The 17,350-nt window shown below is 66.7% G+C and carries 24 protein-coding genes; 10 read left to right on the top strand and 14 right to left on the bottom strand.

Annotated elements, in window-relative coordinates; genetic code table 11:
- Window positions 1-22 precede the first annotated feature (22 nt).
- A complete protein-coding gene (locus ACFVTE_RS13780; RefSeq protein WP_387101224.1) occupies window positions 23-409 on the top strand; it encodes a hypothetical protein in 387 nt (128 codons plus the stop codon).
- Between the two features lie 97 nt (window positions 410-506).
- On the opposite strand, the gene ACFVTE_RS13785 is transcribed toward ACFVTE_RS13780, so the two are convergent.
- Complete coding sequence (locus ACFVTE_RS13785; protein WP_331572896.1) at window positions 507-833, bottom strand: chorismate mutase; 327 nt, start codon at window positions 831-833, stop codon at window positions 507-509.
- A gap of 14 nt (window positions 834-847) precedes the next feature.
- On the opposite strand from ACFVTE_RS13785, the gene ACFVTE_RS13790 reads away from it, so the two are divergent.
- Complete coding sequence (locus tag ACFVTE_RS13790) at window positions 848-1,270, top strand: VOC family protein (protein WP_387101226.1); 423 nt, start codon at window positions 848-850, stop codon at window positions 1,268-1,270.
- A gap of 39 nt (window positions 1,271-1,309) precedes the next feature.
- Here ACFVTE_RS13790 and ACFVTE_RS13795 read toward each other — a convergent pair whose 3' ends face one another.
- Window positions 1,310-2,059: an SOS response-associated peptidase gene (locus ACFVTE_RS13795; protein ID WP_387101228.1), complete on the bottom strand. Its 750-nt coding sequence runs from the start codon at window positions 2,057-2,059 to the stop codon at window positions 1,310-1,312.
- 103 nt (window positions 2,060-2,162) lie between these two features.
- On the opposite strand from ACFVTE_RS13795, the gene ACFVTE_RS13800 reads away from it, so the two are divergent.
- Window positions 2,163-2,420: a mycoredoxin gene (locus tag ACFVTE_RS13800; protein WP_078028863.1), complete on the top strand. Its 258-nt coding sequence runs from the start codon at window positions 2,163-2,165 to the stop codon at window positions 2,418-2,420.
- Between the two features lie 62 nt (window positions 2,421-2,482).
- Here the strand turns inward: ACFVTE_RS13800 and ACFVTE_RS13805 are convergent, their stop codons facing one another.
- A complete protein-coding gene (locus tag ACFVTE_RS13805; protein ID WP_387101230.1) occupies window positions 2,483-2,617 on the bottom strand; it encodes a hypothetical protein in 135 nt (44 codons plus the stop codon).
- Between the two features lie 277 nt (window positions 2,618-2,894).
- Between ACFVTE_RS13805 and ACFVTE_RS13810 the strand changes: the two genes are divergently transcribed.
- The gene (locus ACFVTE_RS13810) at window positions 2,895-3,257 is read left to right on the top strand and encodes a VOC family protein (RefSeq protein ID WP_387101232.1); all 363 of its coding nucleotides are present in this window, start codon (window positions 2,895-2,897) and stop codon (window positions 3,255-3,257) included.
- 60 nt (window positions 3,258-3,317) lie between these two features.
- On the opposite strand, the gene ACFVTE_RS13815 is transcribed toward ACFVTE_RS13810, so the two are convergent.
- Entirely contained in the window at window positions 3,318-4,091 is a 774-nt protein-coding gene (locus tag ACFVTE_RS13815) for a biotin/lipoate A/B protein ligase family protein (protein ID WP_387101233.1), read from the bottom strand.
- On the opposite strand from ACFVTE_RS13815, the gene ACFVTE_RS13820 reads away from it, so the two are divergent.
- Window positions 4,090-4,467 carry a DUF2177 family protein gene (locus ACFVTE_RS13820; RefSeq protein WP_387101235.1) on the top strand — a complete coding sequence of 126 codons (378 nt, stop codon included), beginning with the start codon at window positions 4,090-4,092 and terminating at the stop codon, window positions 4,465-4,467. The two genes, ACFVTE_RS13815 and ACFVTE_RS13820, sit on opposite strands and share 2 nt — an antisense overlap.
- A gap of 21 nt (window positions 4,468-4,488) precedes the next feature.
- Here the strand turns inward: ACFVTE_RS13820 and ACFVTE_RS13825 are convergent, their stop codons facing one another.
- Window positions 4,489-5,292, bottom strand: a complete 804-nt coding sequence (locus ACFVTE_RS13825; protein WP_387101237.1) for a thioesterase family protein — start codon at window positions 5,290-5,292, stop codon at window positions 4,489-4,491.
- 231 nt (window positions 5,293-5,523) lie between these two features.
- Here ACFVTE_RS13825 and ACFVTE_RS13830 point away from each other — a divergent pair, with 231 nt between their 5' ends.
- Window positions 5,524-6,228 (top strand): endonuclease/exonuclease/phosphatase family protein, encoded by a 705-nt coding sequence (locus ACFVTE_RS13830; protein ID WP_354259488.1) that lies wholly within the window; start codon window positions 5,524-5,526, stop codon window positions 6,226-6,228.
- On the opposite strand, the gene ACFVTE_RS13835 is transcribed toward ACFVTE_RS13830, so the two are convergent.
- The 5 genes from ACFVTE_RS13835 to ACFVTE_RS13855 form a co-directional block, all read right to left on the bottom strand.
- Complete coding sequence (locus tag ACFVTE_RS13835; RefSeq protein WP_387101239.1) at window positions 6,206-7,975, bottom strand: DUF5671 domain-containing protein; 1,770 nt, start codon at window positions 7,973-7,975, stop codon at window positions 6,206-6,208. The two genes, ACFVTE_RS13830 and ACFVTE_RS13835, sit on opposite strands and share 23 nt — an antisense overlap.
- Window positions 7,933-8,412 (bottom strand): hypothetical protein, encoded by a 480-nt coding sequence (locus ACFVTE_RS13840; protein WP_387101241.1) that lies wholly within the window; start codon window positions 8,410-8,412, stop codon window positions 7,933-7,935. Before ACFVTE_RS13840 ends, ACFVTE_RS13835 begins: the two co-directional genes overlap by 43 nt.
- A gap of 8 nt (window positions 8,413-8,420) precedes the next feature.
- Complete coding sequence (locus ACFVTE_RS13845) at window positions 8,421-8,609, bottom strand: DUF1918 domain-containing protein (RefSeq protein ID WP_331572919.1); 189 nt, start codon at window positions 8,607-8,609, stop codon at window positions 8,421-8,423.
- 80 nt (window positions 8,610-8,689) lie between these two features.
- Window positions 8,690-9,040, bottom strand: a complete 351-nt coding sequence (locus ACFVTE_RS13850) for a TraR/DksA family transcriptional regulator (protein ID WP_387101243.1) — start codon at window positions 9,038-9,040, stop codon at window positions 8,690-8,692.
- The gene (locus ACFVTE_RS13855) at window positions 9,030-9,548 is read right to left on the bottom strand and encodes an NUDIX domain-containing protein (protein WP_387101244.1); all 519 of its coding nucleotides are present in this window, start codon (window positions 9,546-9,548) and stop codon (window positions 9,030-9,032) included. Before ACFVTE_RS13855 ends, ACFVTE_RS13850 begins: the two co-directional genes overlap by 11 nt.
- A 32-nt stretch (window positions 9,549-9,580) precedes the next feature.
- Between ACFVTE_RS13855 and ACFVTE_RS13860 the strand changes: the two genes are divergently transcribed.
- Complete coding sequence (locus tag ACFVTE_RS13860; RefSeq protein WP_387101246.1) at window positions 9,581-10,090, top strand: metallophosphoesterase family protein; 510 nt, start codon at window positions 9,581-9,583, stop codon at window positions 10,088-10,090.
- Between the two features lie 130 nt (window positions 10,091-10,220).
- On the opposite strand, the gene ACFVTE_RS13865 is transcribed toward ACFVTE_RS13860, so the two are convergent.
- From ACFVTE_RS13865 to ACFVTE_RS13875, 3 genes are all read right to left on the bottom strand, one after another.
- Window positions 10,221-10,397, bottom strand: a complete 177-nt coding sequence (locus tag ACFVTE_RS13865) for a CsbD family protein (RefSeq protein WP_003800599.1) — start codon at window positions 10,395-10,397, stop codon at window positions 10,221-10,223.
- 96 nt (window positions 10,398-10,493) lie between these two features.
- Window positions 10,494-10,934 carry a DUF1810 domain-containing protein gene (locus ACFVTE_RS13870; protein ID WP_387101248.1) on the bottom strand — a complete coding sequence of 147 codons (441 nt, stop codon included), beginning with the start codon at window positions 10,932-10,934 and terminating at the stop codon, window positions 10,494-10,496.
- Window positions 10,935-10,941: 7 nt separating this feature from the next.
- Window positions 10,942-11,214, bottom strand: a complete 273-nt coding sequence (locus tag ACFVTE_RS13875) for a hypothetical protein (RefSeq protein ID WP_387101249.1) — start codon at window positions 11,212-11,214, stop codon at window positions 10,942-10,944.
- A gap of 402 nt (window positions 11,215-11,616) precedes the next feature.
- Between ACFVTE_RS13875 and ACFVTE_RS13880 the strand changes: the two genes are divergently transcribed.
- Window positions 11,617-13,005, top strand: a complete 1,389-nt coding sequence (locus ACFVTE_RS13880; RefSeq protein ID WP_387101251.1) for an ammonium transporter — start codon at window positions 11,617-11,619, stop codon at window positions 13,003-13,005.
- A gap of 28 nt (window positions 13,006-13,033) precedes the next feature.
- Here ACFVTE_RS13880 and ACFVTE_RS13885 read toward each other — a convergent pair whose 3' ends face one another.
- Window positions 13,034-13,690: a DNA alkylation repair protein gene (locus tag ACFVTE_RS13885; RefSeq protein WP_387101252.1), complete on the bottom strand. Its 657-nt coding sequence runs from the start codon at window positions 13,688-13,690 to the stop codon at window positions 13,034-13,036.
- A 410-nt stretch (window positions 13,691-14,100) separates the two neighbouring features.
- Here ACFVTE_RS13885 and ACFVTE_RS13890 point away from each other — a divergent pair, with 410 nt between their 5' ends.
- Both ACFVTE_RS13890 and ACFVTE_RS13895 read left to right on the top strand, forming a co-directional pair.
- A complete protein-coding gene (locus ACFVTE_RS13890; protein ID WP_387101253.1) occupies window positions 14,101-15,264 on the top strand; it encodes a glycoside hydrolase family 16 protein in 1,164 nt (387 codons plus the stop codon).
- A gap of 290 nt (window positions 15,265-15,554) precedes the next feature.
- Complete coding sequence (locus ACFVTE_RS13895; RefSeq protein WP_387101255.1) at window positions 15,555-17,300, top strand: HNH endonuclease; 1,746 nt, start codon at window positions 15,555-15,557, stop codon at window positions 17,298-17,300.
- Window positions 17,301-17,350: the final 50 nt, after the last annotated feature.

Raw genomic sequence — 17,350 nt, forward strand, 5'->3', positions numbered from 1 at the left:
GCTCACAGGGCAGGATGGTCCCATGAGTTCCAATGACGCGCTCCTGAAGCAGGTAAGCATCGCCGCCAAAGAAAGCACATTGGTGGCCAAGTTCGATATCGACGGCAGCATTCCAGCATCGGGCGCCTTTGTTGTGGGGCTCGTGGCTGCCACTCCGGATTATTCGCATCAACGGAGGCTGGGAATCGAGTTCATGAACGGCGAGGCCGTCTCGATCTACTCCTTCAGCCATGACGGCACGGAGGAAAACTTCGACCTCAGCAGCGTTGAGCACTCGGGCAACACCATCACGGGCAAGTTCCCCATGAGCACGGTCATGGGGCTCGAAAAGAGCCACCTCATGTCCGCGTTCAGCGAGGCCGACGGGCGGGAATTCCAGTCCGGCGTGCCCGTTGAGGAGAAGCTTTAAAGGGTCAGCGCCTCCGCGGGCGGCACCGGGCAGCAGCCCGACCAGCCGCCCCCGCGCCCCGGCATGCCTGTGAGCAGCTAAGGCGCCTTTGAACAGCTCAGCTGTTGTCGTTGTGGATTTTCATCTCAAGCTCGATGAACTTCGAGATCATGGCCCGGTACGTGGTTTCCACGATGTCCGGGTCGATTTCTTTTTTCTCGGCGGCCTGGCGCACGTGCTCGATGACCCGCTCCACGCGGCCCGGGGCCCGCACTTCGGCGTCGTCGCCCTTCAGGGTTCCCGCGATGCGGATCAGGCGTTCACGGCGGGCAATCAGCGTGACGATCTGCTCGTCCACCTCATCCACCGCGACCCGCACGGCGGCGAGCTGTTCCCGGTCAGCCTGGGCGTTTTTCTCGTCTCCGTGATTTGTGGGCATGATCATGACAGTATCGAACCATGCAGCCCAGAGTCGATTTTATTTCATTGGGAGTGCGCAGCGTGGCCGCCTCCCGGCGCTTCTATGTGGACGGCCTGGGCTGGCCGGTCCACCGCGAGGTTCCCGACGAAGTCATCTTCATCCAGGCCAACCACGGGCTGATTCTCTCCCTGTGGGATGCCCGGCAGATGCAGGCCGAGGCCGCCGTCGACGCCCCTTCCGCCGTTCCCTGCGTTACGCTCAGCCACAACGTGGGCACCGCGGAGCAGGTGGACCAGGTGATGGCGCAGGCAGAGTCGGCCGGCGCCGCCGTCGTGGCTGCTGCCAAGACCCAGCCGTGGGGCGGCTACACCGCATACTTCGCGGATCCTGACGGCTTCCGCTGGGAAATTGCGTTCAACCCCACCTGGGCAGTGGACGACGCCGGCCGGGTCACCGTCTGATTGCATGCCCGTCCCTGGTTCCGGCCGGTTCCCGCAGTTTCAGAAGAGCGCCTCCACCGGCTCGATGAGCTCCGGCGAGTTGTTGCGGACGTTGCCCACCGCCTTGCCCACGGAATCCACCCGCCAGCCGGCGGCAACCTCCTTCACGCCGGACCGGACCAGGTCCACGAGGCCGGCGGCGTCATCCACCTGCGGATCAAGCCAGGCCGCCATGGTGTCACGGCTCATCGGGAGCGGGACGCGGTCGTGGAGGGCGGTGAGTTCGGCGAACACCGTCCCTTCGGTTCCCGCCGGCGGCGAGTCCGCCGTCATGATGGACATCGACAGCATCCACTGGGCCGGTTCACCCGGCGGCACGGACGGGTCCTTCCACCACTCGTACAGTCCGGCGAAGGCGATGGCGGACTGGTCCCGGGGGTGGACGTAATAGGGCTGCTTGCTGCGGCCCTCGCCCTGCTTCCACTCGTAGTAGCCGTCCGCCGGGACAGCGCAGCGCCTCGACTGCACGGCCTTGCGGAACGCCGGCTTCTCAAGGACCGATTCGCTCCTGGCATTGATCATCTTCGCACCGATGGCCGGGCTTTTTGCCCAAGACGGCACCAGACCCCAGCGTGCGACGTGCAGCTGGCGGACCGTGTCGCCGTCGATAAGCCGTTCCAGGACAATGGGAGCGCCGTCGGTGGGCGCAACGTTCCACGACGGCGGGATTTCAGTTTCGTTCTCAAGTTCGGCGTCGAATTCGGCCAGCAGATCCCCCACTGCCCGGGCCATGACGTAACGTCCACACATGGCACCAGCATGCCATTGCAAACAGAGGCGGGGGAATACCGGGGCCCGGGTTACGGTTGTGGGGAAGGAAACCGACAGGACCATATCAATCCGAGGAGAGCCCGTGGACTTTACCCCCGAAGACGGCACCATCACCATGTTCTCGACCACCTGGTGCGGCTACTGCAACCGGCTGAAGAAGCAGCTGGACGCCCAGGGCATCGGCTACACCGAGATCAACATCGAAGAGGTCGACGGCACGGCCGAGCTCGTGGAGCAGATCAACGGCGGCAACCGCACCGTCCCGACCGTCCTCTTCCCGGACGGCACCGCCGCCACGAACCCGTCCGCGGCCGAAGTCAAGAGCAGGCTCGCCGCCTAGGGCAGACGCCACAGCAGTAACAAGTAGAGGCACCGGAACTCCGGTGCCTCTACTTGCTTAATTCAGACCTTTTCGCCGATCCGCTCCTGCTCCGGCCTCGGAACGTGGGCTTCCCTGCGGCGGGGTTCCTTGCGGCGGGCCAGAAAGGCCCACAGCCTTGTCTCGTCCGCGTGGCTCCGGGGTTCCGGATGGTCCACGGGCAACGGGTTCCCGCGCGCAGCTTCCGGCGGCGCCGGTTTCCGGTGCGCCTCAGGCTTTCGAACGGTATCCTTTCGGGTGTCCCAGCCAAAATCCGCCCGCGATGAATAGCACATCACCGACCTCCTTTTCAGCGGCTGTCCTTTAATCGTCCTCTCCCCGGCGTTTGAAATCGACAGCTCTGGGTACGAAAATTCCGGGCCCGGCGACGCTTCCGGCGATGGCCGGCCCGGCGCGTTACAGTTCGAGTTCCTTCCCGCGTTCCAAAGGATTGCTGTGAATCCAGTTTCCCCGCAGATCGGCACCGTCTTTGTCCCCGTCAGCGATATCGAGGAAGCCCGTGACTGGTATTGCGGCATGCTGGGCGTGCCCGCCGATGACAAGGTCCTGCTGGACCACCTGTACATCCTTCCCATGGAGGGGGCCGGCCTCGTCCTGGACAGCAGGATCTACTCCCCCGGCGCCGTCTTCCAGGTTCCGGCGTTCCACTTCAACACCGCGGACATCCATGCCGCCCACGCGTTCATGAAAACCCGGGGCGTGGAACTCACTGACGTCAACGACGACCAGTGGTTCAACTTCCGGGACCCGGACGGAAACGTCCTCATGATCTGCCAGATTCCCTCAGCTACCGAATAAACCTCAGCCACCGAATAAAACGGTCCACGGAACAGGCCACGCCGGAGACAGCGTGCAACGCTAGGCGCGGAGGCTGCTGAAGTCCGTCTGGCCCATCGTGGCGTAGTCCGCGTAGGTGCGGACCACCGCGTCCTCGATGGCCTGCACGTCAAGGCCGGGGACGAGGTCGTTGACCGCACCGGCCGTCGCCGGGTCCCACTCCAGCCCCAGGGCCGCGTAACTGGCCGTGAGCACCTCGCGGATGGGCGCCGAGTTCTCCACCACGACGACGGAGCTGAACAGCCAGGCGCCGGACACTACGCGCTGGGCCGTGCCCACCAGCTTGATCCGGTGTTCGGGGGCAACGGGCGCGAAGCCGTGGACGCTGTATTCGCCCGGGCAGTACTCCCCGGGGATCTCACCGACGGCGGCGTGCACGCCGAGGCTCTGCAGTGCACCTGCCAGCATCTCGCCGAAAAAGGCGAACCGGCCCTTGGCTCCGGCGACCGCATCGCTGTGCGGCTCCACGTGGTCGATGATGAGGGTGCCCTCGTGATACGCGGCGGCGCGGCCTCCCGCCTTGCGGATCAGGGGTTCGAACCCCAGGTCACGGCACGCCTGGGCTGCAGCGCCGAAGCCGGGCAGGCGGGCGTCGCGCTGGCCGAAGGCAACAGTGGGTGCGGGCCGGTACAGCCTAAGAGTGGGTCCGATGTCCCCGGCCCTGGCCTTGCCGAGGAGCTCAATTCCGAAATCAAGGTCCCGGACTGCGCCGAGGGACTGATCCTGCCGGACGAGGGTCAGAGTCCGTGATTCAGCCCCGGCCTGCTGCATGTTGCTAAGCTCCCTTATGGTCATGTTGCAATTCCTGGTCGTCGCGGCTGCCTTCGCCGTGATCGACGCCGTGTGGCTCAAGCTCATGAACCCGTTTTACCGCAGCCATATCGGTGAATTGCTGGCTGGGCGGCCCAATCTAGGGTACGCCGTGGCGTTCTATTTGATTTACATTGCCGGCATCGTTTTCTTTGCCCTGCGGCCGGCGCTCGACGGCGGCACCTGGCTTACCGCCGTCGGCCTTGGGGCGGCGCTGGGCGCCTTTGCCTACGCAACCTACGACCTCACCAACGCCGCGACACTCAAGACCTGGCCGCTGCAGCTCATTGTCGTGGACATGGCATGGGGTGCACTGCTGACCGCCCTCGCCACACTGGCGGGCTGGCTGGTCTTCCACTAGCCGGCCAAGAAGCGGCGGCCGTCAGCTCTTCCGCAGCGTGAGGATCTGTTCCGCCCGCCCGAACGGGCCGGACAGGTCGTGCAGCACGGTCGAGGTGAGGCCGATGCCGTCGGCACCAAAGGACACAGCGTTGTCCAGTCCCAGCCACTCGCCCTGCGGCCGCCGGTACATGTGGATCTGGAGGTCAACGTTGGGGAACGCGTAGCTGTCCTTTCCCGGCCGAACCCGCGCGGCAATGCCGTTGGCGGTGTCCACCAAACCCATCAGCCTTGCCATGTCCGTGCTGTCGCGTCCGTCCGTCAGCGGGTGGTCCGTGCGCAGCCACACCTTTCCGGCGCCGGGCCGGTGGCCTTCGGCCACCCTCATTTCCAGGGAGCGGATGTACCCTCCCGGCCACACACTGGCGCCGTCGTACGGCTTGCATTCGTCCGGCAACGGAATGGGGCCGTCCTCGACGGCGGCCACCGCGGACGTGTCGCTGGTGATCATGCGCCAGGCCGCCGCCCTGATGGCCACGCGGCCGGCGGCCACCAGCTCAGCCTGCAGCAGCTCGATAGTGCGCCCCGGGCGCAGCGTCGTGGTGACGATGTCAAACTCGCCGCCGGGGATCAGCCCCAGGATTTCGTAGCTGAGCCTGGCCATCCGCATGCCGTCCCGGGGCTCGTGCCGGTCCAGCCGGTCCGCCAGGAGTCCCGACGCCGGAGCCATGTGCTGTTCATGGGCATTCCAGGCCCCTTGCGCATGGATGGTGGAACGGAAGCGGCCGCCGCCCAGGTCCTGGTAGTAGAAGTCGCCGTCGGCGAGTTCCGGGAGTTCAGCAGTCAACAATGACTCCTTCAAAGCGTGATCGGTTAATCCCGATTCACTCTATCGCCTTCGGACGCGCGGAACCGCCCGAGGGCAGGTGACGGGCCGCAGCGGCCGGCGGCGTCACGTATACGTCCGCCGGGGCATATTTTGCCCCGCCGGACGCGCGCTTAATGTCCGGACCTCCATATGATGATCTGGGTAGACTCGGAGACTGGTCCTTCTAGCAGCCCTCGGAAGAGGTGTTCGATGCGAGTTATTAGCTACAACCTCCGCAAGCACAAGGCGAGCGGCGAACTGATGAGTCTGGCCCGCAACTTTGGGATAGACGTGCTCTGCCTTCAGGAGTGTGACTCATCCGATCTGCCCGACACGCTCGGCCCGCTCCACCTGGCCGACTACACCAAGGGCAACAGGCTGGGCCTGGCGATCTACTACCGGGCCGACCGGTTCACGGCTCTGGATACCCAGACCTTTGCCCTGAAGAAGTCCATGCACGACCGCGTGATGGCACCGGCGCATGAGCGGCTGATCGGCACCCGGATGGTGGACAACGAAACCGATCACGAGCTGGTGGTGGGCTCGTTCCACGCCGCCCCGCTCACCGCGTCAAACTCGCTGCGGCGCAAGCAGATCCACGCGGCGCATGCCGAGCTGCTGAGCATGGGCACCGGGCTCATGACACTGATGGTGGGCGACTTCAACTATCCGTTCTTCACTAAGAGCCTTGACGCGCACATGAAGAACTCCGGCTACGCGCTGTCCCTGAGCAACCGCAGGACGTACACGCGGTACAAGGTCTTCAAGGGCCACTTCGACTTTGCCACGTCACTGGGCTTGGACATTGAAAGCGTGGAGACGCTGCCCCGGGGGAAGTCGGACCACCTGCCCATCCTGGTGACGGCCGAATACGGCGCGGACCGGGCCCCGATCAAGGGGCAGCCTGTTTCCTGAGGGTGCCATCCCGTACCGGTATGACCTCGATCCGGGCGCCGGGTCCGACGACGACCAGCACCCGCTCTGCCATCACACCTTCCAGTGCGGCCACAACCGTTCCAGGATCCGGCTGGGGACCTGCAGGCTGGCCAGAGCGCAGCCATACCGTCACGTCGGCATGGGTCGCATTATGGATGGCGTGTAAAAGCGGAACGGGATCGGAGCCTGTCACCAGGACCACCTCGCCGATGGTGCGGCCGGCGTCCGGCGGTGGCGCCCCACGCTCCCGTCGCCAGACGCTGTAGTGGTAGGCAGCCACGAGAGCGGTGGCGGTCAGCAGTCCGAGCGGCGACCGGATCCGTCCCACCAGGTTTCCCGAAGGCACCGGGTCCAGCAGATATTCAAAGACCTGGTAGCCGACCACCAGCAGGGCGATCAGCGCCACTACGGCACTGATCCCGAAGATCGCCACGAGGTAGATCCGACGTCCGGCAGCGGGGCGGCCAGGCAGGCCTTCTGCGCTCGCAGGCCCCCTGCGGTTCCCCGGCTGCCACGCCCTCCACCACACGGCACCGCCCACAGCCAGTGCACTGATGCCGCCCAGCAGCAGCTTGCGCATGCCAGTTCCGGCCAGCGTTGTTTCGGCAAAGCCCAGGGCCGCGTTGACCACCACCCCCACGCCTGAGGCCGCAGCAACCAGTGCCACTCCGGAAGCCAGCAGCCGCCCGGCCTCCCGCATCTTCTCCGACCGCCCGGCAGTCAGCACCGAGTGGTAGCGGCAGACGAGGGACCCCACCGCGGCTGCTGCCAGCGCGGGGCCAAGGGGATCCACGAGCCGGATGGTCTCTTCGGAGCGGTCCAGTGCCAGCCGCAGCACGACGAACACCGCAGTGATGGCGCCGGCCAGTGCCGTGAGGCAGCCGCCAAGCACGCCGAAGACCGCCGCGGCCACGTTGGCCAGCGGTGAGGACAGGCGACGCCCCGCACCCCGGACCCAGTGCCACCACCAAACGAGGAATCCGCCGCCGGCCCAGACGAGCGACTGCAGCACCGAAACCCACCAGGGCGATCCGACGTCCTGCGCACCTGCCAGCCCCCGCAGCGCCGCTTCGAGAAGACCGCCCAGCGCGGTCACGGCGCCGCCGGCAAATATCAGCAGCCCCAGCACCGACCCTGCGAGCGCCGGGACCGTGTTCAGCCGGCGCGGTCCCTTGCCGCGGTGCAGCCACATCCACCGGTGCCACGCCCAGACGGCCGCCCACACCAAACCCGTGGCCAGGGAGGAACGCCATTGCGTTCCTTCAGACAGGACGCCCCCACCCGCCGCGCCGGATCCGGCACGCGCGAGCAGACCCATCAGTTGGGACACGGCACCGAGCAAGGCCGTCGCGGCGGTGACGAGAGCGACCGTGTAGACGCCTGCGACGTACAGTCCCCAGGCAATCGAGGAGCGTTCCGCTTCCTCCCCCTGCCGGCGCCACACGAGCCACCACAGGACAGCTGCCATGCACCCGCCCACCAGGCCGAACGCGAGGGACCGGGCGAGGCTCCCGACGTCGTTCCCGGCCAGTGCTGTGCCCGCTGTGAGCAGCCGCTCCAACAGGCCGGCCACGCCGGAGGCGCCGATCAGGACGAGGACGAAGAAGAGCCCGAAGACCACCAGCCGCCGCACGGCGGGCACTGCCGCCGATGATGACCGGCCGGTGCCCTGCCGGACGGTACTCACGGCGCCGCCGCCGGAACCGGACAGATGGTGAGCTGCCACGGGGCGGTTGCAACCAGCCAGCTGCCGTTGACCCGCTCCAGGCCGAACACGGCCTCGGCCTCGTATTCGGGGTTCCCGAACGGACCGCTGCCGTTGGACGTGGCCAGGACGACGTGCACCTCCGCCGTGTCGTTGTGCTCAACTGTGGAGGCCAGCGTGACCCGCAGCGTGCCCGCCGCAGGACGGTCCGCCGGCACGCACGGCCTCGCCGGGAACGAAGTCCCAAGACGTCCGTCCGTCGAATAGCGCGCGGCTGCCTCGCCGTCATTGTTGAGGACGGCGGCCGCGTACCGCTGGACCACACCCGCCGGCGTATTCCCGGCCAGCGGCTCTGGCTGGCCGCGGAAAAAGACCACAGCGAGGGCCACGGCGACGAGACCGGCAATGATGGCAAGGATTACGATCAGCGTCCGGTCGGGCGGTGGCGGTGCGGTCATCCGGGGAGCTAGGTGGTGTGGTGCTCGACGGTAAAGTCGCCGCCGGGGTAAAGGATGGTCTCGTGGCCATCGTCAAAACGGACGTGGTACGGCGGCGCTCCGTTCTGGCCCTTGACCTCCAGAATCTCACCGTGCCGGTCCGAGGACTCCACTGTCCTGCCCCGGATGATGATGCGGTCTCCCTGGGTTGCCTGCATGGCAATCACCTCCAAGCCCTAGAGTACGCTCTTCCCTTTGGCGGAACAGCCCCTGGCCATCCTCGGGCGAAGGGATGGAATTATGCCCGCCCGCCCGTGTGGCGGATGCAGAAGGGGGTCCACGGGCGCGCCTCCAGCCGGCCCTCGGCGATCGGCTCTCCGCACACCGTGCATATTCCGTAAGTGCCGGCGCGGATTCGCTCGAGGGCGGCGTCCACTTCCGCCAGTCCGGAGCGGCTCTGGTCCAGTAGTGCGGACGCCTGGGAGAGTTCGAAGGCGATCGTGGCCCCCTCGGGGTCATGCTCGTCATCGACGTTGGAGTTCTGCCTTGCGGCATTCGCCGAGGCTATGTCGGCGCGAAGCGCCGGCAGGAGGGCGAGCTTCCTCTCCCGTTCTTCCTCCAGCAGCAGGCGGAGCCTGTCAGTGTCCATCGCCAGTGCCGTCCAGCAGCCTGCCGCGCAGCTCCGGCCAGGAGGCCGCGAAGGTGGGGTGCAGGTTGATGCCGGCCACCTCCTCGACGGGAATCCACAGCAGTTCGATGCTCTCGGGGTCGTTGATGGCCGGTTCGAATGGTTCCAGCACCCGCACCGCCACGGTGGTGTAGGACCAGTAGCCAACGTCGAACACCGAGGTGAAGAGCACCTTGACGCTCTGTTCGGGCACGGCCGCCTCCTCGTGGGCCTCCCGCAGTGCTCCGGTCACGGCGTCCTCGCCCTGGTGCAGCGCTCCCCCGGGAAGCCCCCAGGTTCCGCCGTGGTGGCTCCAGGTGGCGCGGTGCTGCAGCAAAACACCCTTCCCCGGATCGTGGGCCAGGAGGCCGGCCGATCCGAACCGCCCCCAGAACTTCCCCCGGTCGCCTTCCACCCAGGCATCGCCCGGGTCGCGGGGGCCAAGGGGGCGGCGGGGGTCACCCGGGGACGGCGGAATGATTTTCTCCATCGTCCCAGTCTGCCTCATGCGAAGATGCTTCGATGAGCCTGCGACTGGTCCTTGTTGCCGATACCCACGTCCCGAAGCGCGCCCGGGCATTGCCCGCACAGGTGTGGGCCGCCGTCGAGGAAGCGGACGTGGTGTTCCACGCTGGTGACTGGGTGAGCGAGGGCATGCTCGACGAGTTCGAACAGCGCAGCAGGCGCCTGATCGGCGTCTACGGCAACAACGACGGCGACGGGCTCCGGCGCCGCTTGCCCGAGACGGCCAGTGTGACGCTCGACGGCGTCCGGTTCAGCATGATCCATGAGACGGGGCAGGCGAGGGGCAGGGAGCAGCGTTGCGGGGCCCTCTTTCCGGATACCGACGTCCTGGTTTTCGGCCACTCGCACATTCCCTGGGACACGGTGGCGCCCAGCGGACTGCGCCTGCTCAACCCCGGCTCCCCCACGGACCGCCGCCGGCAACCTGTGTGCACGTACATGACCGCCCTCGTCGTAAGCGGCAGTTTGACCGACGTCCGGCTGGTGGCGGTCGGCACCAATCCCTGACCGGCCGCACTGTAATTGACCGGCGCGGAGTATTAACCACACAGGAAAGGGAGCCCTGCCGCGTTTCCCGGCGGGACTCCCTTCGAATCTCCGCTGCAGACGGAGAGTCAGACGTGGTGCTCCTGTTTGGTCAGTCCTTCTTGAAGGCGTCCTTGACCTTTTCACCGGCCTGTTTCAGATCGGCCTTCGCCTGGTCAGTTTTGCCCTCGGCCTCGAGGCCCGGATCGTCGCTGGCCTTGCCAGCCCCTTCCTTGGCCTTGCCGCCAAGTTTTTCTGCTGCATTGTCGATCTTGTCGTCCAGACCCATGCCACTGTCCTTCCGTCTACCCAGCCCGCTGGCTGCAGGCTGGCTCGTCCTCCCAGTCTAGGTCCGCCACCTATCCGGGTGAAGGGCAACTACCACTTAGCCGCGCGGACCGGCCAGCAGCCTGTCGGTGGCGGCGTCGGCCTGCCCGCCGAAGTAGTGCTCCAAAACGCGCCGGAAGACCTGTTCTTCGGGTGCCGCCCGCAGGAACAGCGTCATGGAGGACTGAAGCTTCCTGGAGTCGATTCCGCCGAAAATCTCCGCCGCGCCGCGGTTGCCCACGTTATCTACCGCTGTGGCGCATTCGATCAGGCGCGGTCCCAACACGGGATGCTGCAGGTAGGCCCGGGCCTCATCAAGGGACGCGATGGCGTACCTTCTGGAGGTGGCGCTTTGCCCCAGGCCGGCAACCTGGGGAAAGACGAACCACATCCAGTGGCTGCGCTTGCTGCCCGCGCGGAGCTCCTCCAGGGCCTGGGCGTAGGTGCCGCCGTCATTCTGCGCGGTGACGAACCGCTCCAAGTCGTGTGGGTCGTTCATTGCGCTCCTAGCTGGAAACGTCCCGTTCGATGTCCTCGGCGAGGTCGTCCACGTCTTCGGGCCGCATGCTGATGCCGGCGCCGTCCAGCCGTTCCTTGAGAACGTGGCTCACATCGTCCTCCACATGGCCCAGCCGGATTTCGTCGCGCACCTCCTCGGCGATAGCTTCGACGGTATCGGGGCTGTCCGCCCCTGCCGTGGCGTCAGCGGCTTCCGCCGCAACATCCGCGTGCGGATTCTCGGTGAAATAGTCGTCGCCGGTAGCTGCAGATTCAGTCATATCCCATGGTGGCGGCCCGGCTCAGATCCGGTCAACAGCTCCGGCTGGGAAACCCTCCAGCGCCGGCAGTTGCACCAGCACGGCCCCGGCCATGGATATGTTTCATTCATGTGCTTGTAACGCGTTCCTCCAGAGGCAGCTTTCACGGCGGTTCACCTGACTGGTCCCGAGTTTCCCGCAAATCAACGCCGGCGCCGGCGGAAAATCCCTCCGGCCAACAGCCTTCGTTAACAAATCTGAAACACGGCAGTCACGCGGGCTTTACGTGGGCGCGATTTTTGAAACGCCTGTGTAACTTGCCGCGCCCAGACCCGAAACATAAATCCACCACTATCGATGAGGGGCGTGGCGCCGGCATCAGCGGGCCACGGAAAGGATGAGTTTCCTGGGAAGGGAAAACGCGTGGAAATCACTGCGGCGAACGTTTGGATGATGGTGTCGGCGGCACTGGTGCTGCTCATGACCCCGGCACTGGGCCTGTTCTACGGCGGCATGACCCGTGCCAAGGCCTCCCTCAACATGATCATGATGAGCTTCGTGTCCGCCGGTATCGTGGGCGTCGTCTGGGTGCTCTGGGGTTACTCCATGAGCACCGGCGAAGGCGTCCTGGGCCTGTTCGGCAACCCGTTCGTCAGCTTCGGCCTGGGCGGCCTGATGGGGACCCCCGACCTGATCAAGGCCGGCTTCGCCGGAACGTTCGCGATCCTCACCGTGGCCCTCATCAGCGGTGCGATCGCCGACCGTGCCAAGTTCACCGCCTGGGTTCTCTTCGTGCCGATCTGGATCACGGCCGTCTACTGCCCGCTCGCGTTCATGATCTGGGGCGGTGGCCTCATGAGCCAGGGCGGAGCAGTGACCGCCATCTTCGGACAGGTCATCGACTTCGCCGGCGGCGCCGTCGTCGAAATCAGTTCCGGCATCGCCGCCCTTGTTCTGGCCGTGATCGTCGGCAAGCGCCACGGTTTCGGCAAGGACCCGGGCCACCGCCCGCACAACGTCCCGTTCATCATGCTCGGCGCCGGACTCCTCTGGTTCGGCTGGTTTGGCTTCAACGCCGGTGCCGCCACCACCGCAGAGCAGGCCGGCCTCATCTGGATCAACACCCTTGTTACCCCGTGTGCCGCCATGCTCAGCTGGCTCCTCACCGAGAAGATCCGCCACGGCCACCCCACCTCCCTGGGCGCCGCCTCCGGTGCCGTCGCCGGTCTCGTGGCCATCACGCCGTCGTGCGCCAACATCAGCCCAGTGGCCGCCATCGGCCTGGGCCTGGTTTCCGGCGTGGCCTCGGCGCTGTTCGTCGAACTGAAGTTCAAGTACGGCTTCGACGACTCCCTGGACGTCGTCGGCGTGCACCTGGGCTCCGGCCTGGTGGGCACCCTCGCCCTCGGTTTCATTGCCCTCCCCGTCAACGGCGAAGGCGGCGGCCTCTTCTATGGCGGCGGCGTCCAGCAGCTCATCGCCCAGACGGTTGCCGTTCTCATCACGCTCGCTCTCTCCGGGCTGATGACCGCAATCATCGGCCTCGCGATCCACAAGACCATCGGCTTCCGGGTCAGCCATGAGGCCGAGGTGGCCGGCGTCGACCGGTCCGAGCACGCCGAGAGCGCCTACGAATTCGGCAGCATGGGACACAGCCAGTTCCACCCGCTCGGCCAGCACTTCGCGGCTGCACCGTCCGTCCGCCCTGCGGTCACGCCTGCCGGTCCTGCCGGTCCTGCCCGTCCTGCCGCCGACGATTCTGTCTCCCCTGAGGCTGCAGAGGAACTGCAGCCCGCACCGGCCTCCGTCTAGCACTTCACTTGTTCGTGGGCTTCACGCCCTAGCGGCGGAAGGCGAGCCGGAGCTCCGGCCTTCGTTTGGCCACGGCCTCCAGCACGGCGTCAACGGCCTCGCGGTCGGGGCGGCTGTCCGCCGTCGTCGTCGTTGCTTGCACGTCCGCGGCAATCCTGGCGCGGCGGACGAAACCGTCCCAGTCACCGCCACCGGATCTAAGCGCCCCCAGTGGCGCCAACAGGGACGCACGCCGGAGCCAGACGTCCGGGTCCCCCGCCCACCGGTCCAGCACCGCGTCGGCGCGCATGCGGGCCTGGCCCGCAAGCCCTTCCACCAGCGGGCCAACGACGTCGACGGCGAGCGGGTCCACCAGCGACGGCATTTGCGCGTCCCGCACAAATCCCTCCATGCGCGTCAGGTCGGAGTTGGTCAGCAGCTTCACCTTGGACTGCAGAAGGACGACGGCGGCCAAGCGCCGCTCGTAGACAGGCACCTCCCAGAGTTCGGAACTCAGCGCGGTGACGTCGTCGTGGGCAAATTCGGCGTGCCGGCGAAGGGCGTCGCGGACCGTTCCGCGCACCGCGCCCACCGACGCGCCGTAGTACCGCATCGCACTGCCGAACCGGTGACGCATGTCCTCGGCCCGGTACCACGACGCCTCGCGCTGCAGGGTGTCGTCCACGAATTCGCCGGCAGCACTCACCCGCCCATTCTCTCGGTCCAGGCCCCGGGCAGTCCAACTCCACCCCTGACGCGGGTCCTCATGCTCGACGGCGGCGCGACCCGTTTTTTTGACGGGGAAGGGACCGTGTTTCCGGCCTGCGTCATAAAAGTGTTCCCGCAGGTCAGTCAGGTGAAACCACTGCACGGCCCGCCCGAGGCCATCGTGGCGCTTTGCGGGCCTTGGTAACGATCAAGTAACGTTGACGCCTGTTCCCCATGGGACGGCCCCGCTGGGGGTCCCGGAGGCCAGCGCTGGGCTCCGGATGCGCAGGGCGGCGGTCACGCCGCTCCGGCCCCGTAGACCGGGGCCCAGAATCGCTTCGTGCTGTTCTTTTTCCACCTAGACTGTGGCTGCCTTCTGCGCGGCAGCCGTTTGCCCGGAGGGGTCTCTTGCTTAAGAAGAACATAGCCATTGCCATTAGCATCGGCGCGCTTTCGCTGACCGGATGCGGTCTCACTCCCTCCGCGGAGCAGGCTGCCGAACATACTGCTGCCGCTGTCGGATCGACCTCCGCCAGCCAGGCCGCCGTCGCATCGTCCGCGGGGTCCGCCGCCGCGAAGAGGGCATCGGCCGTCTCGTCGTCGGGCGCGACCGCAGCTGCGGCAGCGAAGGCTGCCGCAGCCAAGAAGGCTGCTGCTGCGAAAGCTGCTACGGCGAAAGCTGCAGCTGCCAAGGCGGCAGCAGCGAAAGCTGCGGCTGCCAGAGCTGCTGCACTGACGGAGACCGCCGCTCAAGCCGCCGCTCCGGCGAAGGCCGCGACCGCCGTCGTCGGCGCTGTTGCTGCCGCTCCCGCGCCTGCCGTCAGGGCCGCGGCACCGGCGGCACCGGCGGTTCCCGCCAAGACCGCTCCTGCTCTGGCCGCTGTCGCTCCGGCAGCAGTCACGCCAGCAGCATCCACACCGGGAAACGGCACCCAGGCCGCAAGCACCCTCGGTTGGGGTTCGGTCGTCGCCGGCGACGAGTTCAACTACACCGGCGCTCCGGACGGCACAAAGTGGAGCGTCTACAACAGCTCCGGCCATGCAGGCAATGGCCTGCGCAGTCCCAAGGCGTGGTCAGTGGCCAACGGCGTGGCGACCGTCAGCGGTGACTCTGCGGGTACCACGGGCGGCATGTCTGCCAAGTTCGCGAAGCAGAAGTACGGCCGCTGGGAAACCCGCATGAAGACGAACCAGCGTGATCCGGAATACCATCCGGTCCTCATCCTGTGGCCCGACACCAAGTCCTCGACCTGCGCCGAGATCGACTACGCCGAGAGCACCTCTGACACGGCCCTGGTGAAGTTCTTCCTGCACTACGCGTGCAGCGGCTCCAGCAAGCAGACGTACGCCTCGAAGGCCGTTGACACCACCCAGTGGCACAACTACGCGGTGGAGTGGACCCCCACGGGCATCACCGGTTACATCGACGGCGTGAAGACGTTCACCGACACCAACCCGGCCCACCAGCCCTCCGGCAGCATGCACCAGACGCTGCAGCTCGACTGGTTCCCGGACGGTACCCGCCTCACGCCGTCCCAGATGCAGGTCGACTGGGTGCGCGTCTACAAGTAAGCAGCCCGCCTGTCACGAAGGGTGCCCGCTCAGCGCGGGCACCCTTCGCTGTTTAATGCCCCATTCCCTAAATGCCCCGCGTTCCTTTTTGGCTTGCGTCCTTTGGGTTGCGTCCTGTGGGTTGCTCCGCCCAACTAAGTAGCACTTCAGGGCGTTCTGAGCGCTGGGAACGCCCTAAAGTGCTACCCAGTTTTCGTTCTCAGGTGGCTACGTAAAAGGTTTCTTGATTCTGCCCCCGTCTGGTGCCGGATCGGCCCTTTAATGTCAGTGGCCCTTGGCAGACTGTGTTCATGGAAGGCATCGGGAATTCGGCACTGACAGCGGGGCCGCCGCGCGGCGGAGTCCTGCAGGCTGCCGCGGTTCCTGAGGCCCTTCTTATGGACGCCGTTTGTCCTGGTGCCGATTTCCCCTCCGATGTGTTTCCCGACCATGCTTTTACCGACGACGGGCTTCCGTACGACGATGACCTCGACGCCGCGTTTCCGGCGTTGTTGCCTGAGGACCCGTTTCCCGAGGCCCTGTTTGCGGACCGTCCCTTCGACGGGGACCTTTTTGACGACAGCCCTGTCGACGGCGGCGCTCATCACGGCGGCGCTACGTCCCGGCGCGCTGGGCCCGGTGCACCTACAACAACCTCCGGGTGGGTTCTCCCGGCAGCCGACCTCACGGCGAACAACGTCGCGCTGATCGATCAGGTCCGGGCCTACGAGAACGTCAAGTGCTGGGCCGCCGGGCAGCAGGCACGGCTCTCCGTGACCTTCGAGGCCCGGCTCCGTCAGGAACAAGCGGATCGTGGGACTCACGCGGACCGGACGCTGACCGCGGAGGACCTGGGCAAAGATCTGCGCAGGGACCACGGCAAAGACCGGGACCTGGGTGCGGCCGGGCAGATCGCGCTCGCCCGGGGCGAGTCCCCGAACCGGGGGCATCGGCTGCTCGGCACGGCCAAAGCCCTGGTGCAGATGCCCCACACCCAGGCCGCGCTGGACACCGGACAGCTCAACGAAGAGCGCGTCATGTATGTGGTGAAGGAGACCGCCTGCCTGAGCCCGGCTGACCGGGCCGCCGTTGACGAGGAACTCGCCGCCGACACCGGCACCTTCACCGGCGCCGGAACCCGGGCCGTCATCGCAGCCGCCCGCGCCGCCGCGATCCGGCGCGACCCCCGCTCCGTCGCCCGGCGCGCCAGCCACGCCGCCTCGGAACGGCGGGTCAGTCTGCGCCCGGCACCGGACTGCATGACCTACCTGTCAGCACTGCTGCCCGTCCATGAGGGCGTCGCCGTTCTCGCGGCACTGACCCGGAACGCCGATGCCCTCCACGCCGCCGGGGACCCGCGCACCCGCGACCAGATCAAAGCCGACACCCTGGTCGAACGGACCACCGGCACCCCCGGCGGCATCACCGGCATCGAACTCAACCTCGTCATGACCGACCGGTCACTCCTCCAAGGCGACTCCGAACCCGCCCGGATTCCCGGTTACGGCATCATCCCCGCCGACTTCACCCGCAACCTGCTCACGCAGGGGCGGGAAGAGCCGGCTCAAGTCCAGCCAGGTGCGCGCGATTCAGCCAGGAGTTTGAAGGAACTCAAGACCTGGGTCCGGCGCCTCTACACCGCCCCCGGAACCGGCGATTTGGTGGCCATGGACTCCAAACGGCGGCTCTTCCCGGCCCCGCTGCGCCGCCTCATCCAAATCCGCGACGACACCTGCCGCACCCCCTACTGCGACGCCCCCATCCGCCACCACGACCACATCATCCCCTGGCACAACGACGGCCCCACCACCCTGGCCAACGGCGCCGGACTCTGCGAAGCCTGCAACCACACCAAAGACCTCCCCGGCTGGGTTGTAAAACCCCGACCAGGACCACGACACACCATCGAAATCACCACACCCACCGGCCACACCTACCACTCCACCGCACCGCCGCTGCCAGGAACCAGACTGTCCGGAGGAGGGCCAGCTGAGACGAGCCCTCCGGGCCGGTCGGCGGGAAGCACGCCAGCCGTAGCCCCCGGCCCGTCACCCTAATGAGCCGGGGCACTCCGGGGCTGACGGCCGCCACCCTGATTGGCGGCAGC

It is taken from the genome of Arthrobacter sp. NPDC058097 (genome assembly GCF_042884885.1).
Lineage (GTDB): Bacteria > Actinomycetota > Actinomycetes > Actinomycetales > Micrococcaceae > Arthrobacter.

Excerpts from the sequence above, each read along its gene's own strand:
- ACFVTE_RS13780 (WP_387101224.1), top strand. The coding sequence starts at position 23 with ATGAGTTCCAATGACGCGCTCCTGAAGCAGGTAAGCATCGCCGCCAAA.
- ACFVTE_RS13785 (WP_331572896.1), bottom strand. The coding sequence starts at position 833 with ATGATCATGCCCACAAATCACGGAGACGAGAAAAACGCCCAGGCTGAC.
- ACFVTE_RS13790 (WP_387101226.1), top strand. The coding sequence starts at position 848 with ATGCAGCCCAGAGTCGATTTTATTTCATTGGGAGTGCGCAGCGTGGCC.
- ACFVTE_RS13795 (WP_387101228.1), bottom strand. The coding sequence starts at position 2,059 with ATGTGTGGACGTTACGTCATGGCCCGGGCAGTGGGGGATCTGCTGGCC.
- ACFVTE_RS13820 (WP_387101235.1), top strand. The coding sequence starts at position 4,090 with ATGTTGCAATTCCTGGTCGTCGCGGCTGCCTTCGCCGTGATCGACGCC.
- ACFVTE_RS13815 (WP_387101233.1), bottom strand. The coding sequence starts at position 4,091 with ATGACCATAAGGGAGCTTAGCAACATGCAGCAGGCCGGGGCTGAATCA.
- ACFVTE_RS13830 (WP_354259488.1), top strand. The coding sequence starts at position 5,524 with ATGCGAGTTATTAGCTACAACCTCCGCAAGCACAAGGCGAGCGGCGAA.
- ACFVTE_RS13840 (WP_387101241.1), bottom strand. The coding sequence starts at position 8,412 with ATGACCGCACCGCCACCGCCCGACCGGACGCTGATCGTAATCCTTGCC.
- ACFVTE_RS13845 (WP_331572919.1), bottom strand. The coding sequence starts at position 8,609 with ATGCAGGCAACCCAGGGAGACCGCATCATCATCCGGGGCAGGACAGTG.
- ACFVTE_RS13850 (WP_387101243.1), bottom strand. The coding sequence starts at position 9,040 with ATGGACACTGACAGGCTCCGCCTGCTGCTGGAGGAAGAACGGGAGAGG.
- ACFVTE_RS13855 (WP_387101244.1), bottom strand. The coding sequence starts at position 9,548 with ATGGAGAAAATCATTCCGCCGTCCCCGGGTGACCCCCGCCGCCCCCTT.
- ACFVTE_RS13860 (WP_387101246.1), top strand. The coding sequence starts at position 9,581 with ATGAGCCTGCGACTGGTCCTTGTTGCCGATACCCACGTCCCGAAGCGC.
- ACFVTE_RS13865 (WP_003800599.1), bottom strand. The coding sequence starts at position 10,397 with ATGGGTCTGGACGACAAGATCGACAATGCAGCAGAAAAACTTGGCGGC.
- ACFVTE_RS13870 (WP_387101248.1), bottom strand. The coding sequence starts at position 10,934 with ATGAACGACCCACACGACTTGGAGCGGTTCGTCACCGCGCAGAATGAC.
- ACFVTE_RS13875 (WP_387101249.1), bottom strand. The coding sequence starts at position 11,214 with ATGACTGAATCTGCAGCTACCGGCGACGACTATTTCACCGAGAATCCG.
- ACFVTE_RS13895 (WP_387101255.1), top strand. The coding sequence starts at position 15,555 with ATGGAAGGCATCGGGAATTCGGCACTGACAGCGGGGCCGCCGCGCGGC.